This is a genomic window from Moheibacter lacus, from assembly GCF_014042165.1.
GTDB lineage: Bacteria > Bacteroidota > Bacteroidia > Flavobacteriales > Weeksellaceae > Moheibacter > Moheibacter lacus.
Genome location: NZ_JACDZE010000001.1, coordinates 64,678 through 82,663, shown reverse-complemented (window position 1 = coordinate 82,663; position 17,986 = coordinate 64,678). Strand labels below are relative to the sequence as shown.

Annotated in this window: 8 protein-coding genes; 4 read left to right on the top strand and 4 right to left on the bottom strand. The window is 34.9% G+C overall.

Annotated elements, in window-relative coordinates; all coding sequences use genetic code 11:
* Nucleotides 1-55: 55 nt before the first annotated feature.
* The 4 genes from HU137_RS00380 to HU137_RS00365 are packed head-to-tail and all read right to left on the bottom strand — an operon-like array spanning nt 56 to nt 14,035.
* Nucleotides 56-6,733, bottom strand: a complete 6,678-nt coding sequence (locus tag HU137_RS00380) for an AAA domain-containing protein (RefSeq protein ID WP_182041832.1) — start codon at nt 6,731-6,733, stop codon at nt 56-58.
* Nucleotides 6,734-6,750: 17 nt separating this feature from the next.
* Nucleotides 6,751-10,269, bottom strand: a complete 3,519-nt coding sequence (locus HU137_RS00375) for an AAA family ATPase (RefSeq protein ID WP_182041831.1) — start codon at nt 10,267-10,269, stop codon at nt 6,751-6,753.
* 32 nt (nt 10,270-10,301) lie between these two features.
* Nucleotides 10,302-11,543 carry a restriction endonuclease subunit S gene (locus HU137_RS12905; protein WP_220457163.1) on the bottom strand — a complete coding sequence of 414 codons (1,242 nt, stop codon included), beginning with the start codon at nt 11,541-11,543 and terminating at the stop codon, nt 10,302-10,304.
* Nucleotides 11,537-14,035: a type I restriction-modification system subunit M gene (locus HU137_RS00365; protein ID WP_182041830.1), complete on the bottom strand. Its 2,499-nt coding sequence runs from the start codon at nt 14,033-14,035 to the stop codon at nt 11,537-11,539. The genes HU137_RS12905 and HU137_RS00365 overlap by 7 nt, the downstream gene beginning before the upstream one ends.
* 174 nt (nt 14,036-14,209) lie before the next feature.
* On the opposite strand from HU137_RS00365, the gene HU137_RS00360 reads away from it, so the two are divergent.
* The 4 genes from HU137_RS00360 (at nt 14,210) to HU137_RS00345 (ending at nt 17,134) form a co-directional block, all read left to right on the top strand.
* Complete coding sequence (locus HU137_RS00360) at nt 14,210-14,449, top strand: hypothetical protein (RefSeq protein WP_182041829.1); 240 nt, start codon at nt 14,210-14,212, stop codon at nt 14,447-14,449.
* Nucleotides 14,450-14,497: 48 nt separating this feature from the next.
* Nucleotides 14,498-14,860 (top strand): nuclear transport factor 2 family protein, encoded by a 363-nt coding sequence (locus HU137_RS00355; protein WP_182041828.1) that lies wholly within the window; start codon nt 14,498-14,500, stop codon nt 14,858-14,860.
* Nucleotides 14,861-15,216: 356 nt separating this feature from the next.
* Complete coding sequence (locus tag HU137_RS00350) at nt 15,217-16,137, top strand: sterol desaturase family protein (RefSeq protein ID WP_182041827.1); 921 nt, start codon at nt 15,217-15,219, stop codon at nt 16,135-16,137.
* A 97-nt stretch (nt 16,138-16,234) separates the two neighbouring features.
* Complete coding sequence (locus tag HU137_RS00345; RefSeq protein ID WP_182041826.1) at nt 16,235-17,134, top strand: helix-turn-helix transcriptional regulator; 900 nt, start codon at nt 16,235-16,237, stop codon at nt 17,132-17,134.
* The last annotated feature ends 852 nt before the right edge of the window (nt 17,135-17,986 follow it).

Genomic DNA, 17,986 nt, shown 5'->3' with positions numbered 1-17,986 from the left:
AATTCTTTTTTTAGTTATTTCCCTAAACTAAGATAGGCCTTAATAATAAAAAATATTAAGCTTTTGTTATTTGAAAATCAATAGAAATCTCATTTTTTTTAATATAATACCTATAGACATCCGAAGTATATACATTTACATCGTCGTGCCTTGTTATAAATGTGTTTTCATCCAAGAAATTTTTATTACTGAAAATTAAATTTTCAAAACTTTTCGACTTTTGAATTACAACATTTTTCTGTGTAAAACTGGAATGTATAGTTTTCAATCGGTTTAAGAATTTATTTTCGGTCTGCTTTTCAAACGGATTTACGATTACCAAATAATCCTTAGCCCTACTAATAGCGACGTTATAAATAAAATCATTAGCCAGTAAAGATTTATCGTGTGGTTTTGATTGATAGCTACTCGGGTTACATATAAAAAACACGATATCACACTCATCGCCTTGGAAGCCGTGAACAGTATCAGCGTAGACACGAATATTAGTTTTTAATTTTAAATCTACGACTAATCGACTGACTAGAACAGCTTGTGCTTTGTAAGGTGAAATAATTCCAATCGTCCACTGCTTTTCATCATTATTATGTTTATCAAAAAATCGAATCAATTCGTAAACCAACAAACCTGAATAAAGATGGTATGAACTGTGAATCAATTTATTGACACTAAAAAGCTGGTTATCTCTTTCCAGCGGAACATCTAAAAATGTAATTGAATCGGACAACAGATTTTGTAATTGCTTAGGTAATGCTCTTTTAGAATCCAACGATCGATTTGAACTTACTTTACCTTCATAAGAAAAATTACTAAATAAATTACCGATTTCAGGCAATGAACGATATTGTATGTCTAAATTATCAACCTTATCAATATCTCTTATTTCAGATTTTTGAGTTTCTTTATCAAAGCTTTTAAGTCCAAACATTGAATAGATATTCTCCGTTTCTACTCCTATTTCTTCTCTTTCTGCATCTTTCAATTCTGGTACGGGGGGAATTTGTTTTGGATCACCTGCTATAATTACCTTACAATTGGGGTTGTTTTGTAGGCTAATTAAGGAACTAAATGTTATATATGGCAGATTAATCATAGACGCTTCGTCGATAATAACATAATCCCATTCTTCATAATTGTATAAATAGAACTGAGAATGATCAGTATTTACTTTGAAGTAAGAATGTCTATGAATCGTAGAAATAAGCACATTTAAATTTTCTAGTGAAACATCATTCAAATCATTCGTATATACTTCTTCCGGCAATGCTGTGGATGTCTGAGAAGATAAACGTATAAAGCTATCATAATTTTCTTCATAAAGCTTTTCGGCTAATACATCACAAGCCTTATTGGTTGGAGTCAGAACAAGAATCTTTACATTGGGATTGTCGTTTGTTAAGCCGATAATTTTATTTTTAAGTGAAGTAGTTTTCCCGGTTCCAGGTGGACCATAAATATACTGAATTGGAGGAAACTTCGCATTTATATCTTCCCAATCTTCTAAATAATGAAAAGCATTTGTCAATCGTCCTAATAAATCAATTGTTGGAGAATAGGTGATTTCTCCTACGAAAAAATTGTCAACCAAAGTATCGGGTAAAATTTGGTTAAGTTGTATTAGTACTGTTTGATTCTTCTGCGAAATATTTTGGATACTATAAGATTGCCTTTGACTGGCTGAAATTATTTTAATATTTACGTTAGTAGATTCGTCAATGTTCTCAGGTATTGCACCACTGCAACCAGATAGTTTGTAGAAATTAGGCTTATCTGTTTTCTCGATTTTACTAAATCTTAAAAACTGCAAATCTTGCGAGCTGTTTTTCTCTGTAACTGTATTGAGGTACTCCAAGTATTTTATAAACCACGATTTTGAATACTTGGCTGTCTCTCTAATTTCAGATGTAATTGCTTCCCGATGGACTCTACGTTCCTCTTTCTCGATCTGTGATTGAAAATATCCTTTGATTTCTTCTATATCTGTATTTTCTAGAACTTCTGAGATTGTCGCATTAAAGGAATTATAAAGCTCTTCCAAGTTTTTAAGAGAAATTCTCAAATTGTAACTTTCATATTCATCATAATCATCTGAAGTAAAATGATCTACCAAAGATTTTAGAGACTTGTTGGTTGTGTAGTATAATGCTAACTGATTTCCATTAGCATTTAACCAAAAATCATCTTGATAACTAATCTCGCATAGGCACACATCTTCACCATCAATTTCAGCATACATATTGTAAACTAAAAAATCTCCTTTGTATATATTGATATTTTTTACGCTCTTTTTCCATTCGTGATAAAAATATTCGTTCAAATGATTTGACCTATCTTGAATAATTTCAAAGTTTAATTCAACTATATTTAATTCTTCATCACCAAATAAATCTGCAATTTCTTTATAAGGTATTGTGTATTTTTTAAAAAATTGAGTCAAGATTTCACTATTAGAATTACTTAAAATCTGATCAATAATATTATAATCAAAATCATAGAGTTCCTCTGAGCTCTCAACACCAAGCTTTGATCCATCTAAATAGCATAAAATTCTATTTTGTTGATAGCTCCAATAAATCTTAATTAGTTCGACCATCTTATTAATCAAAGTCCTATTGCTTAAACTAAATGAAATCTCATTTTGATATAAATAATCGACAATGAGCTCAATATCATCTTTTTCAAATACGTTAATGTTGAACTCCGAAAAATTTTCATTATTAAGTACTAAAGCGTTCAAAAACAAAATGGCAGGGTTATCATCAAATTTGTAACCCAATTCTTCAAGAAAAGTTTTTTTACTTAAATCACCGGCATACCAATCAAGTAATTCCCGAGATAGATTATTTTCTTGTTCGAAAACTTCCGAAATAATTTTATTATAGGAAGTCATACCTAAAAATTCATTTATTTCTATATAATTTATTACACGATCTTGCAAAAGCGTTTTACTATGAACATCGTATAAAAAATCAAGTTTCTGGCTAAGGACGTAATCTACTTCAGCATTTAGAATCGAATAATCAGCTACATCATTCATCCTGAAAAACTTGATACCAGTGTTCTCAGAATGAATAACCTCAGTTAGCATCTCACGATTTTCAGCGTAGCAATGGTGAAGCAAATTTTCATCTTTGAAAAGATTAGTGTCAAAATCTTCAGAAAAAATCCACGAATGATCCAAATTGTAAAATTCACCATCAATATTTATTAAGTAAAATTGTCCAAGTTCATCATTTGAAAACGCTCCTGAGAATACCGCATAGTACAACTGATAAATTGTAACTATTTCGTTCCCATCATTTAAGGAATTGAGAAATGCATCTTTTAATTCTCCATTATCAGTTACGTTTTCGAGTTTTAATAATTTTATAAAAAATTTCTTATCAATTTCTGATCGGTCTATAAATTTATTATAAAAATCTGTCGCAATGTTATCAATATCTTTTGCTCCAAATATTTTTTCAAAATCGATTTCGCGTTGATTTAGTGTTAACGTTGAAATTGATGGGCGTAAAACATTTAAAACGATTTCATCTGTACCCCTAGATAAAACAACTTTAGACTGCAATTCATCAATATCAACACGTCTTATTGAATTAATAAACTGGATCAATTTATTAATTATATCAGCCTCTTCGTCAAAGTCAAGTGTAATTTTTTCAAGTTTTTCAAACAATTCTATACGTGATTCTTCAGCAAATGAAACGGCAACTTCCAGAAGTTTGTGAAGAGTTCCATTATTTTCATAGATGCTACTATTACTGATGAATAACTTGTGAAGCTCTATACCTCTCGTACTTACCATTTCGGCAAATTCTCTAAACGCATTCGGTAATAATTCGTATTTTGTTGTAGACAAATCATCCATCAAATCAATTATTTTATCATCCTCTGAAAAATATTGCTGTTTGTTGCGTGATGAAATGATATTGTAAGAATTATTGTGTTTCTCTATTGTGTTGTCTTCGAAAAAATCTAATTGGAACTGACGAGCAAGGTTCAATACTTCAAACACATCTTGTTCCGAAATATTTTCTAATAGAAGTTCAGGGTCATTTAATTCTGTTTTATATCCAAATGGACTGTTTGTGGTAAATATCTCTAAGAATTTTTGGTCTGGTAAATATGTTTTATAAAACTTCTCTAAACTTTCCTGCTTTTTTCCGTAATCTTCGATTTCCCCATTGTGCGGAATGAGAATATTACTCGTTTCTAAAACTTTACCATTGCATATTACAACTTGGTGTGAGGATAGTAAATGTGTCTCTTTCTCAGACCAGTTTGAATGATTAAAAGCATAATTGATTTCGGATACGATTTTAGAAGGTGTGATACTACCTGTGTTAGTAATGACATACTCCAATAAATCCTTCCATTGAGGATAATAAATCTTTTCATAAAGTACAGTCCCATCAACTTTTAAATAGTTTTGTAAAATCCTACTATCAATTCCAGTTAACTGGGAAGTGTCAATTGAGAACAACCCTAACAATCCGCCTTGAACATTTGCTAATCGACCTAAAGGTTGGTAGTTGCCTAGTCTATTTTTGTATAATTTTAATAAGCTTAATCTTCCTCCAGGATTATCATCCAAAGTTCTGAAAGCCTCGAATAAAGCAAATCGTTCATTATTATCTAATTGGTCTAAATCGTTTGTTTCAACTTGCTCGCTAAACATAGAAGTCAGTGTACTGTACGTAAACTGGCGCAGTTCATTTTGTTGAAAGTTACCCCTATATTTATCAATAAAAGCACTTAAATCATATTTACTTGTAGAGAGATTTAGTTTGTGGAAAATTTCCTTTACTGAGTACAGCGTCTTAGACAATAAAAAAACAGGCGTGTTTTTTTCTATTTCTTGAATTGTGCTAAATGTTTTATCATCTGATAATTGAATCCACTTAATTTTTACAAGATTTGCCTTCTGAACATCAGTAAGAGAATTAGGACGATGCGTATTTTGATTCTCTGTAAGTTCTTTATAAAACAGTTTAGCCTTATCTTCATCATGATCAATCCAATGATTCAGACGATTACTTATATTTTCAATATTTAGTATATCATAGATGTTGTATGATTTTAAATTCAATTTATCAATTGCCTTAAAGGAATATTCCAGAGAAAGTTCAGCCTTGTCAAACAGGAAATAATACTGATCTTCCAGAATTCCGATTTCGGTATCGATCAAGTAAATTGGGCTGCGGGTTGATGTACTGTCTAATAACAATAATTCCCCTTCAGCCTTTTTTACTGGAACAATGCGTTTAAGCATTTCATCTATTGGGCGTGTGTAGCTATTTGTAATCCACTCACTTTCATTATTTTGAGTTTTTCCAGATGTTAAAAAGGCACTATATAAGTTTTTGAACTTTTTAAGATCCTCATTAAATAATTTTCGTAAATCTTTTTCCAAAAGCTCGACAGTCTTTTCAAACAGTCGCTCATTAAGTCCTTTACCTCCACCAGCTTGTAAAAAGACCCTGCTGGAACCTTTGTACAAAGCGTTTGAATGAAAAATATAATTAAAATTGTGAACCTCTTGGCTTACAGGAAAATAAAGATAAAAACTTGGTGAGCCTTTAAAAAAATCAGCAATTTCATTATAATTTTTGAAACCAAACAAAATTTGAATAGCACTTTCATTAGCTAGTTCATTGATTTGATGTTGGTCTAATTCATCATAAGGTTTCCCAAATCGAACATAAGCATATTGATCTTTATCTTCTTTTGGGATGGTGATTTTATGGAAATCTAATTCAGGATGATACACCTTCTCCTCATTGATTACGGCAGTAGATAGCCCTTTTCCATTTCCTGATGTTTCTTTTAAAATCGCAAGTGAAAAGCGAACACCTTCTTTGAGATTAGGTTCATCCTTAATCTCTTTTAATTTACCTTCACCTAGTTTCATCAAGAAAAGAGCGCCTTGTTCGAAGTCGTTTTTAAGATGTAGTTGTAAGCTTTCTTCATTAAGCCATCCCTGTAAAAAATTTAAATCTTTTTCAGAGAAGGGTGGTTCTGAAACTACCTCACCATCCCATATCACAGGCTTTTCATTATAAGCACAAGGAAAAGTAGTAAGAAGGATTTTGAAAAGCCAAGAATTCTCGTCCTGAACTGTTAATTTGTGGCTCTTGTCATCAAAAGAATATTTAAATTCCTCGACCGATAGTGGCGTTTGTAAGTTTGCAATTTCATTGTTTTTCCAACTATACAGAATAGGACCATTTAAATCATTCAAGAGTTCTGCAATAGCATTGTCTTTCCCAACCAATCGATGCGCAAGTTTAAATCCTATACCAAATTGACCGATTTTTTCAGAGTTATTTGTTTTGGTAGAAGAACCAATGTTTAAAATAGAAATGATGCTTTCCGTAGTAAACATTTCCCCATTGTTAATGACCAATAAATAATCTTCATTAGTATCAGGATCGGTTTTATAAAACATTAAGAATTTGGAAGCACCAGCATCTACTGCATTTTGTAAAAATTCATAAATAGCTTGGCCATCCCTTGCCATATCCAAGAAAGAAATCAGTTTATTTTCAACACCTTTTTGGGCGGTCGAATTACCATCCGCTTGGCCAAAATACAGATCAAACCATCCTCTTATCCTTTTCTGTTGTACTTCGTCATAATAATAATTCCCAATAAAATTTTCATTGCGATCTGGCACATTACGTATAACATTTTTGAAAACTTCTCTATATTGTTGGATATCTTTTATTTTCATTGAACCATATTTATAATCTAATTTCTTTTTATCTCGTCAATTATTCTCTGGGCTTCTTTCGTGAGGTTTTCACTTTCGTAAGTAACCAACAATTGATTTGGAAAATGCTTTTCATACCATTTCTGCTTCTCTTCCCAGCGCTGTTTATATTTCGGTATATGCAACATTCCTACGTGTTCCCAATAGTATGTTTTCCCATTGACATTGATTGTAAAATCTGGGAGATAAAATGTTTTATCAGGAGCATACAATAGCGTTTCATATTTAAAGCTGGTCATTTCATTAGTAACCAGGAGGTTGGTAATAATCACTTCAGATTTACTTCTCACCAAATATTCACTTAAAGTTGCTTGAACCTTTCCTTCTTCATACCAGGCTCCCATATTTGAAAATTCCATCGGCAATGGTCTAAACGCAAATAAGGAAGAATTTATAAATTTTAATTTTGAGCGTTCTGGTCTTCTTAACGACTGAAGAATACTCAAGTCTTTCTCAATAAAAATTCTAAGCTTTGTTTTTGCACGAGTAATTCCTGTGTAGATCAACTCTGTGGAAAGTAACGTTTGTTTAGATTGTGGTATAATTAAATATAGATAACTGAACTCGCTCCCTTGAGATTTATGAACTGAAATAGCATAGCCTAATTCGATATTTTCAACTACTTGATTTTCGTTATTAAACTCAATATAATATTGGGGCTGTCTGTTGAATTTAACATTAAATCTCTTGATGTTAGTAGAATAATGATAGGATTTTTTGTCAAATGGATGCATCCATACCTGACCAATTTCTCCATTATAAACAGCAACACGTTCCCATTTATCGATTTTGAAATTATTATACCAGTAAGAGTTTAAACCAGCTCGATTTGTAAATTGGATAATTTTATCAAAATAGGTTATTCCGCCGAGCAGTCCTTTTTGAGCATTCTTACTATTCAGATTTGTTTGAAGTACTTTATTTAAGTGCTCAGTTCCAAATAATTCTCCCCGATAGGGCGAAACCACTTGATAATTCATAATATTATCGTTTCCGCTCTCTTCCATATCATTTTTTATAGAAGAGATTAGTTGTTCTTCCAAAGAAACATTATCTTCCCAAATAAGAACTTTTACATCTTGATCTAATTCACCATTTTCATTTATCTTTTTCAGTATATCTTCTGTGTCAGATTTGCTTTCAAAAGAATGTCCATCTTCTTGCACATAAATAGAAGCCAAATCAATAATGCCTGTGCCCTTGCCGTCGATCTTATTTTCCATCTGGCGCATATTATCCCGCAAATGACCGTACGCTTCCTCGTCAATCTCTTTGATAAATTCAATAGTTTCTGCAAAAACTTTCCCTTTCCCAATTGGTGGTAACTGATTGGGGTCTCCCACAAATATGATGCGCTTGGCATAATCCCAATTAATGGCTTTGAATAAGGTTGCCATTAAGGTCAAGTCAATCATTGAAGTTTCATCAACAATGTAGGTTGTGATATCACTCTCTTTTTTGCCGCCTTCTTTTTTGAAAGTAAAATTAGGATTGAGCCAACCTTTACTTGCCAAAAATTGATGAATGGTCTTCGCCTCTTCTCCAGTTGCTTCTTTCATTCTGTCTGACGCTTTACCAGTAGGCGCTAGAAGCAAACACTTTTCAGTATTATTTGAACTGAATTTTATGGCTTTAATAATGGCATTGATTACTGTAGTTTTACCAGTGCCTGCTGCACCCGATAAAATGCTAATAGGCTTTCTAAAAATTTGTTTACATACCAAAACCTGACTTTCAACAGCAGTTCGATATTCTTCTGGAGCTTTTCTATCCAAATTACAATCCGCTTTGAATATTTCATTTTGCCATTTCGCTTCGTTAAACGGTCTTTGCACATCTATTGGCAACCGGCCAACCAAATTTCGAATTTGTTTTTCTATTATACGCTCTTGCTCGTAGATGTCTTTCAGATAGACATAAGTGATATTCTCCGCTGTTCTAAAAAAGAGCTTCTCTTCAAAAAAGTCCTTTTCAAAATCAATATATCCTTTATTGAATTGAATGTTTTTCCAATCGGGATATACGCTTATTTTTTGATTGACTTTTTCTAACAATGTTACTTGATCTACGAATGAATGAACGTCCTCTTTTTTGAGACAATCAATAATCAAAGCACGCAGTCTTCTATTATCATCTTTGGGAACCAGAATATCCAAACTCAACTCCTGAGAAGGTAAAACAGCGTGGTCTATTTTTTCAAAGTTGATGATATCGCTTGCATCAGTACCAATGTATTCCTCCTGAAGAATGAAAGGATTTTCAAGGATTGCATCGATAGATGAGTAAATATTATTTTGTTCCCTTTTATCATCCAATATCAGCTTGATCTGGCTGGTTTTCAAATCAATTCTTGAAAGTACATTTTCAATTAAATCTCGCTTATTTTGGTTTTCCAACTTGATATACCAGTTTTTCTGGTAAGATTTTAGTGTAGCTGGATGAATGGAATTATCTACAAAATCCGTAAGTTTTTTATCATTGAGATATCTGAAAATAGTTTCTTTTGCTTTAATTCCTTCGCTTTTGGCTACCGCTTCTTTATAGAAATCCATAAATTCTGGCATTTCCAAAGCTTCTAAAGCAGAATTTAGCCCAGGATATGGCCCCCTTTTTTTCCAAAGTTCATTTTGCAAGGATACCAACCAGGTTTTTCGTTCTACCCAATTTTCTGTATCATCTACATTTATCAAAAAATCTACAATTTCTGTTAAACGTTCCACATAAATCAAAGCATCATCATCAGATATATGTTTGGTGCCGTATTTAAAATTGTCTGAAATTTCTGGTATGTACGTTATCCTTTCTAATATTTCAGGTTGGTCTCGGTACTTATGGTAAGGAATTGCAAATCCTTCGTCAGGAAATTTAGACGTGATAGGCAACTGCCATACAAACCCATCTGCATATTTCTTTTTATTTTCTTCAGATACATTTTCATAATACATTACCTCTCCAATTTTTTTAATTCTGGAGATACCTACCAACACGAAATTTCTATCATCCTCTTCGCTGAAGGGATTGCTTTTGTTGGCATAATAAAATACAAGACTTTCGTTTGGTGTTACTTCTTTAAAGAAATTTTTAGCTGCAGCCAATCTTTTCGTATAATTATAGGTCTGCGATGAACCTTTATCAGCCTTAATATCGTCAGAATACATCTGTTCATAAGGCCAAATACAGGCTGTAGAAGCCGGAATTTCAAACGCTATGCCTTTGGAATTATCCTTAAAGAAATCAGGCGGATTACTTTCTCCTTTGATTGCGGCGTTTCCAAAAGCATTGATGCTGTAAGAACAAGGTGGTATACCGTCAATTGCCGAACAATGACATCCTGCTACATTTTCTTGCTCTTCCCAGTCTAAATCCCTGGCCTGCGAAATCAAATCGCCCGGATAAGAATGTTGTCCCACACAATGGGTATTTGCTCTAGGATTTTTACAAATGTGACCGTTCCAGCCGTCATCGTGCCAAGCTAACCGTAAGGAGATATGTTTCATTTTGATTTTATCATTTAGTTTTTTACAATTATCTACACCAACCTCGTTCTCCCGGTCAACAATTCCTGCATCATCCCTTGTTTGATTTGCCGCGCTTTCGCTAATTGCTGCTCCAAGGCCTCCAACTCCGCATCCATATCCGATAAAATCCTTGCAATACGCTCTTGCTCGGAAAGGGATTTTGGATATGTTATTTTAAAATCGGACAATGCTTCTTTTGTAATTGTTTTAATTGTACCTCCCGGAGCTTTTTCTTTTTCAATTTCAAAAATTTGTTCTACGGCTAGCAAAAAATAGAATTTATATAAACTACTATCTATTTTTTCAAATATCAACAAAGTTCTATCACAATATGCATCATATTGTGTTAATGCAATTCGTCCAATAGAACCTTGTATAGTTAATACAATAGTCCCCTTTGGAACAAATACACTCATTGGCTGAGCTAACTCACTAACTTTTCTTTTAGTATCAATTTTTAATTTTCTATTCTTGGCAACATCAAAAACTTGAATAAAAGGCATTCCATTAGTATCATCATACCATTTATCTAATCCATATGGTTGAGGAAAACTTCCTCGTCTATACGATGCTACCTCCCCCAACTTCTTCACTTCCCAATCATCTTTTGGTGTCAGCAAGGTTTGCATAGCGCCTTGTTTGATGAGGCGTTTTTTAGCGATGAGTTGTTCTAAGCTCTCAACCCACGCATCCGCATCCGACAATGCCGCAGCGATCGCTTCTTGCTCGGCTAATGGGGGAAGTGGGACTAGCATAGCTTTTACATCATCTTTATATAATGCTCCTAATGTTGAACCTGCATTTTTACTTTTTAATTGCTTTTGACCATTTTCGCTGATAAAATATTGATATAAATATTTAGATGATGAAATATCATTTAGTTTTAACAAATACAAATTAGGAGCTAAAGTTGCCCTATTTGTTTTCATTTCAAATAGATATACATTGCCAATATCGCCTCTTTTAAGAAATAATAATTCCCCTCCAAATAAAGAAGTTTTCTTCAAAAAGTCATATGAAGGTTTATCTACATATTTGACATTAGACAAATCAGTTTTATTTTCTAAATCTGTTGATCTTACATACCAAGCGTACTCTGGATAATTATATGATTTAACGTTTTCTGCAACTGATGAAAAACTTCCATTAGCATCATAATCAGTTAAAAGAGTAATTAAATCTCGTACTGTGTAAACCTCCCAATCCTCAGGAATTACCCCAATTTCGGTTTGTTTATACCCTTGCTTTACCATATCCATCCCATTTTTTCAAGGTGAGACTTTACGTTATTGGAGGCTTCGAGAACTTCAGCTTCCAACTTGCCTAAGGTCGTCGCATAACGTTCGGCTAAAGCATTGATGCGTTGGGTTAAGGCTTGCGAGATTTTGTCTTGTTCTTGCACCAAAGTACTTTGCAAATGAGCTGTCCATTTTTGGTTCACCAAGAGGTCTTTTATTTCTTCTTCGCTCAGCTCAGCGTACTTTTCGATCACGGCTTTTTCTAATTCCGCTTGCAGTTTCTTGATTTCGGCATTGGCTTTTTTAATGGAAATGTCTAAGGCTACGTATTCTTCTAATACATCAAAACTGCTTTTGGTCTCATAAACCGCTTCCGGTTCTGCTACCATTGCGTATTCGTGTTTCGCAGCAGCTTTTGCCTTTTTGGTAGGTTGTAATTGTTTCAAAAGTTTTCCTACTTCGGTGGCATTAATCTTTTCCAAATCAGCAAACAATCCGTCTTCGCTGCTTTGTTCTTCCTCAATCTCTGTCAAGCTTGCTTGTGCGCTTTCTATCACTTGTTCTTGTGCATTGATTTGCACTTGTAGGTCTTCAAAATACACCTTTGCCAACAATTCGGCAGCAATCAATCGGCCTTGTACACCTGCCAATCCGGCCACTTCTTTGTCTTTGCCGGCTTTGCCATCTTTGCCCGTTTTGCCTTTTATCACTTGACGGTTCCATTCGTTTCCGGCTTTCCATCCGTCCAACGAAATAATGTACAAATCGTCTTGCATTACCTCTTGCCAATAACTCATCAGGTGTTGGTACAAATCGTAATTGCTCACCAAAGGATTATCGGCAAAAGCTTGCAATAAATCTTCGCTCATTTGTGCAATCAACTCTTTGAGGTTGCTGCCTTCGCCGACTGCCAACCAACGTTGCGCTTGGGTTTGCAACCAATTTGTGTACGTATCTGCCAAAGCCGTAGCAAACGCTTGGTATTCGGGATGATTAAAAATCGTGGATTTAATATCTGTTGCGGCGACATTTAGCTGTACATAGCCCTCACGCAAAGGCGTAAACAAACTTTGTTTTAAATTGGGGTACACTTTCCAATACGCGTCCAAAGCCGCTACATCGCGCTCCGGAATGCCACCTTGCAAGTGCGCCGCAATATCTTGTATATCTTCTGCTTCTTGGGTATCGATATAGCGTGGAATATTCAGGTTATAATCGTTTTTAGGATCTGCAATTTCACTCATTGGCACCATTCGGCTGTATCTGGGCAATTCTTCTTGTGCACTAAATACATCGGTTATCTTGCGAATGTCTTGCTCACGCAAACGATTTTTGTTGCCGTCTTTTACAAAATTCTTGCTCGCATCGATCATAAAAATCCCTTTGCGGTGCTCGGCATATTCTTTGTCCAACACAATGATACAGGCGGGAATGCCCGTTCCGTAAAATAAGTTGGCCGGCAAACCGATAATGCCTTTGATGTAGCCTTTCTTCAAGATGTTTTTACGGATTTCGCCCTCGGCATTTCCACGGAACAATACGCCGTGTGGCAATACCACCGCACCTTTACCTGTTTTTTTCAAGGATTTGATGATGTGCAGTAAAAAGGCATAATCGCCGTTCTTTTCGGGCGGAACACCCAAGGCAAAACGATCAAATTCGTCGGCCTCTACATTCACCCCATTGCTCCAGCTTTTCAACGAAAACGGAGGATTGGCCACTACATATTCGAAACGTTTTAAACTGCCATCGGCTTCCTTATAGGCCGGACGGGTCAAGGTATTATCTGCCACAATCTCTGCCGTTGGGCTATTGTGCAAAATCATATTCATCTTGGCCAAATTGGCGGTTGTGGTTTCTTTTTCTTGTCCGTACAGTGTGATGTCTTTGCCCGATTCGTTGGCCACTTTTAAGAGCAACGATCCCGATCCGCAGGTAGGGTCATACGCCGTGGTTTGGTTGGATGAATTGTTCGCATTGATGCCAATGACCTTTGCCAACACCCGCGAAACTTCTGCAGGCGTATAGAATTGCCCTTTGGATTTACCCGATTCTGTGGCAAAATGACGCATCAGAAATTCGTAAGCATCGCCCAGAATATCATCGCCTTCGGCTGAGTTTTTAGTAAAATCCAAGCTTTGGTCGTTGAAAATACGAATCAAGTTCGACACCGTATCCACCAAATCTTTTCCTTTTCCTAATTTGCTTTCGTCGTTAAAATCCGGGAAATCGGTCAACCGGTTGGCTTCTTTAATCGGGTTTAAAATCTGTTTATTAATTTTATCGCCAATTTCAGGATTTCCAATCAACGCCACCATATCGTCAAACGATGCGCCCTCAGGCACTTCAATCGCCCCAAAAGGATCGTTTTTGTATTTATCAGAAATGTACTTCACGAAGAGCATCGTCAACACATAATCTTTATATTGAGAGGCGTCCATTCCGCCACGTAATTCGTCACAAGAAGCCCATAGCGAGCTGTATAATTCAGATTTTTTGATTGCCATTATTATATTTTAACCCTAAAATTGTTTGATTTTAAATTTTAATCCCCGAAAATAAACAATAATTATCATCTAATAATACGGATTCCCGTAAACCCTATCTTCAATTGATTCACACTTCAAATAAATTCTCTCTACCATCGTAAATTTCATCAACTTTGTGTAAACTCGAAGAGCATGAAAACATTACTTTTACTGCTTCTCATTCTGATGGTATTCGGAATGATAAAAGCGCAGAACACAGGACATTTGCATTATCAATTAGAATTTTCCAGCAACAATCATGATATGCACAGTATAGAGGGTTCGTATATGGATTTTTATTTTACACCAGAATCTACCCGAATGTATTGGAATAGGGGATCGTTTATGCGATTGAATACGATAATCGTTTTAAAAAATGAAAAAGGCATCTAATTTTAATGAATCTTCCAATTAGAATTATCAAAAAATTAAGATATATAAATGACAAAAACAGAAATTTTAGAACAGGAAAACCGGCTATATGAAGCCATTAAAAACAGTGATCTCAAAGAGTTGGATGTGCTTTTGCATGAAGATTTACTTTTTATTGCTCCCGGCGGAGAAATCCTCACCAAAGAAAAAGATTTGGAAACCTACCGCAGCGGTCATCTGAAAATTAACCGGCTGGATCCCGAGATAAAAGAACTTCAAACAATGGATGATTTGGCCATTGTGGTTTTGTTGGTCGATTTAAAAGGAACTTACCAAGCCGAACCCTTTGAAGCCCGATACCAATACATACGATTTTGGAAAAGATTTCAGGAAGGAATCAAAGTCGTAGGCGGAAGTGGTGTAGCCATTTAAGTAGGTTAAAAACAAAGAATTTTCAGGAAAAGATAAAGTATAGATAGAGTATGGATAGAGTATGAAAAGGAATTAACGAAAATTTATTTGAATACCGGGCTCTATTTTATTTAAAATTGTGTTCCTTGTGGTGATACAATACGATGAAGTAAATTGGTGAGAAAAACTTTGAAAACTGAAACCTCAAACTCTGAAACCTGAAACTCTGCGAAGCAGACAATCTTTTTATTTAATACTTTTTTACCGCTGTCTGACTACAGTTATAGAATTACTTCGACACATCGAAATTCTAAACCCCATCTTCCGTTAAAGGGCTTCATTTACTCATTAAATTTAGAAACCCTATCTTTCATGCGATGTTTGATGATTTTAATGAACTGTTGGGTGCCCCAAAAATTGATTATTTAGATGTAACTTCTCTGGAAAGCGAATCAGCCAACTTGATTGTATATGCGATTCCCGTTATGGCAATTCTCACTTTAATAGAAATTTGGTATTCCTGGAAAGAAGGAAAAAAAAGTTACAATACCACCGAAGCACTAGGCTCACTCTTTGTCGGATTGGGCAATGTGGCCATTAACCTTTTCTTTAAAGCTACCCTCATTTATGGCAGTATTTTTTTATACAACCTGGTTCCCTGGCGCATGATGCTCAATTGGTGGACGCTGATTCCTTGTCTAATTTTATATGATTTCTGCAGTTATTGGTCGCACCGCATTTCCCATTTTAACCGTTTCTTTTGGTCAACGCATGTGGTGCATCATTCGGCGGAAAGTTACAATCTCACGGTGTCTTTCCGGCTCAGCTGGATCCAACATTTCAAAACCATCTTTTTTATTCCGATTGCCATAGTGGGATTTCATCCGGTTATTTTTTTTATTGCCAATCAGATTTCGGTCTTATTTCAATTCTGGCAACATACAGACCATGTTCCTAAACTTCATCCTTGGATCGAAAAATTATTGGTGACACCTTCCAATCACCGTGTTCACCACGGATCGGAAGAAAAATACATCGACAAGAATTTCTCTGCCATTTTTATTTTTTGGGACAAATTATTTGGGACTTATCAACCGGAGGAGGAAAGACCCACCTACGGATTGACGACCAAAATCAACACCAGCATGAATCCGCTTTACCTGAATTTTCACGAATACAAAGACATCTATGCCGATGTGAAACAAGCAAAAGGAATTCGGAGAAAATTATTCTTTATGTTTGGAAGTCCGGGTGCCATTTATCGGGATAAAATCAAAGAAAAAAAGCTTAAGGAATAATTAATTTTGGTTTTCCATTTGCAATATGTTTGGACAAACGACGTGTTATGTCGCTTTGAATTCTTAAATTTGAAAATGAAAACAATTGAGAAAACTTATGTCCAAACAAGAATCCCTTTCCCGTCACCGCATCATCATTCAGAAACTCAGAAATCATCCCGCTTCTTTTGATGAAATTCTCGATAAATTCCAATCTGAATCAGAACTCCATGAATTGAATTTGGAAGTTTCTTTGCGGACTTTTCAACGAGATCTTAAGGAGATCGAAACACTTTATGGAATTGAAATCAAATTTGATCGATCGAGAAAAGTTTATTTCATCAACGAAGATCAACAGGACGAATACAGCGAACGGATGTTTGAGGCTTTGGATGTTTTTCAAGTTCTGAACCTGAATCAATCTTTCTCAGAATTCATCCAGTTTGACACCCGAAAACCGGAAGGGACGGAAAATCTCAGCGGTTTGCTCTATGCCATTCAAAATCGTTTTCAGATCCAATTTCGTTATCAGAAATTCTGGTCAGAAGATGTCGAAATCAGAACAGTTGAGCCTTATTTGCTCAAAGAATTCAAGAAAAGATGGTATGTTTTTGTGTATGATTTGGAGAGAAAAGAGTTCAGGACATTTGGATTGGACAGATTATTTGCTTTGCAAATCACCCAAACCAAATTTCAATTTCCGCAAAAAATCAATGCAAAAGAATTTTTCAAAGATTGTTTTGGGATCGTCGGTCCGGGAGAAAAATCTCCCCAAATCATTGGATTGAAATTTATAAATGGTCAGGGAAATTATATCAGAACCATGCCGCTTCATCATTCGCAGCAGATTTTACAAGATAAAAATGGTGAAATGATTGTCCAACTTAAAATTGTTCCCACTTATGATTTTGTACAGGAAATTCTTTCTCATGGCGAATTTATCCAAGTTTTACAACCAAAATCCCTGGCCGATGAGATCCAAAACAAATTGAAAACGGCCTTGAAGTTATACACTTAAATTCGGTTTCTATATTTTCGGTTGAATTGAAGTGTTATTTTTCAGTCCTTGCCGTAGCCACCATCCCGCAAAAACACCCAACGAATTCTATCGAGGAAATAATAATAGAATTCAACTCAAAGATAAGTTTCGTACCAGCTGTGGATTATGATTGGAATAATAGAGTAAAACAGAGAAAATAGCCCGATTGCGATGTTTTGGACCAACCAAAAGTGTAAGGATAAAACATATACAAATTCTTTGATCTAATTAGGAATCCCAAAATCGCGCCAATTGTACCTCTTTCTTTTTTAGAAGAGTTTGCATTTTCTGAGCTGGGCAATGTAAAAATCCTTTTCACCCCCAAAATTTATCTCCCATTCGGGGGCGCCCCCTTTTCGATACAGGTTTAGAATTTGCTCCTCTTCCTTTTCTTGAATTCGTTTAAAAGGCACACTCTCAACCCCAAACTGAGGGTCAATGGTTGTTTTTAACGACGTGGCCTCTTTGTCTACCACAAAGTAGCAGCCGGGATATTCCGTTTCTGAATTTAAAATTTACAAGTCCATAATTTTTAGATTTTCTTAAGCCAAATCAAATAATGAGCCTTCCAGTTCAAATAATTTAAGCTTTAACAAAAGATTAATATTTCCTAAATAGCTAATTTTTAAATATTTATACTTTATGACTCCAATCATAAATCGGCATAAAAACTTTTCATATCATTGCTAAGTATTTGAACGGAAAATGAAATTTTCCCTCAAAATGTTTTCGTTTATGTTTTGTTTCCTTTTTGAAAAACTGCATTGAATCTCAGTGCAGTTTTTTTTGCGATTTGCAGTTTGAGTTGTGTGTTTTTCGCTTTGAGTTTTG

What these genes read in the sequence shown, in the direction of transcription:
- HU137_RS00355 (WP_182041828.1), top strand. Translation starts at nt 14,498, where the DNA reads ATGACAAAAACAGAAATTTTAGAACAGGAAAACCGGCTATATGAAGCC.
- HU137_RS00375 (WP_182041831.1), bottom strand. Translation starts at nt 10,269, where the DNA reads ATGAAACATATCTCCTTACGGTTAGCTTGGCACGATGACGGCTGGAAC.
- HU137_RS00360 (WP_182041829.1), top strand. Translation starts at nt 14,210, where the DNA reads ATGAAAACATTACTTTTACTGCTTCTCATTCTGATGGTATTCGGAATG.
- HU137_RS12905 (WP_220457163.1), bottom strand. Translation starts at nt 11,543, where the DNA reads ATGGTAAAGCAAGGGTATAAACAAACCGAAATTGGGGTAATTCCTGAG.
- HU137_RS00345 (WP_182041826.1), top strand. Translation starts at nt 16,235, where the DNA reads ATGTCCAAACAAGAATCCCTTTCCCGTCACCGCATCATCATTCAGAAA.
- HU137_RS00350 (WP_182041827.1), top strand. Translation starts at nt 15,217, where the DNA reads ATGTTTGATGATTTTAATGAACTGTTGGGTGCCCCAAAAATTGATTAT.
- HU137_RS00365 (WP_182041830.1), bottom strand. Translation starts at nt 14,035, where the DNA reads ATGGCAATCAAAAAATCTGAATTATACAGCTCGCTATGGGCTTCTTGT.
- HU137_RS00380 (WP_182041832.1), bottom strand. Translation starts at nt 6,733, where the DNA reads ATGAAAATAAAAGATATCCAACAATATAGAGAAGTTTTCAAAAATGTT.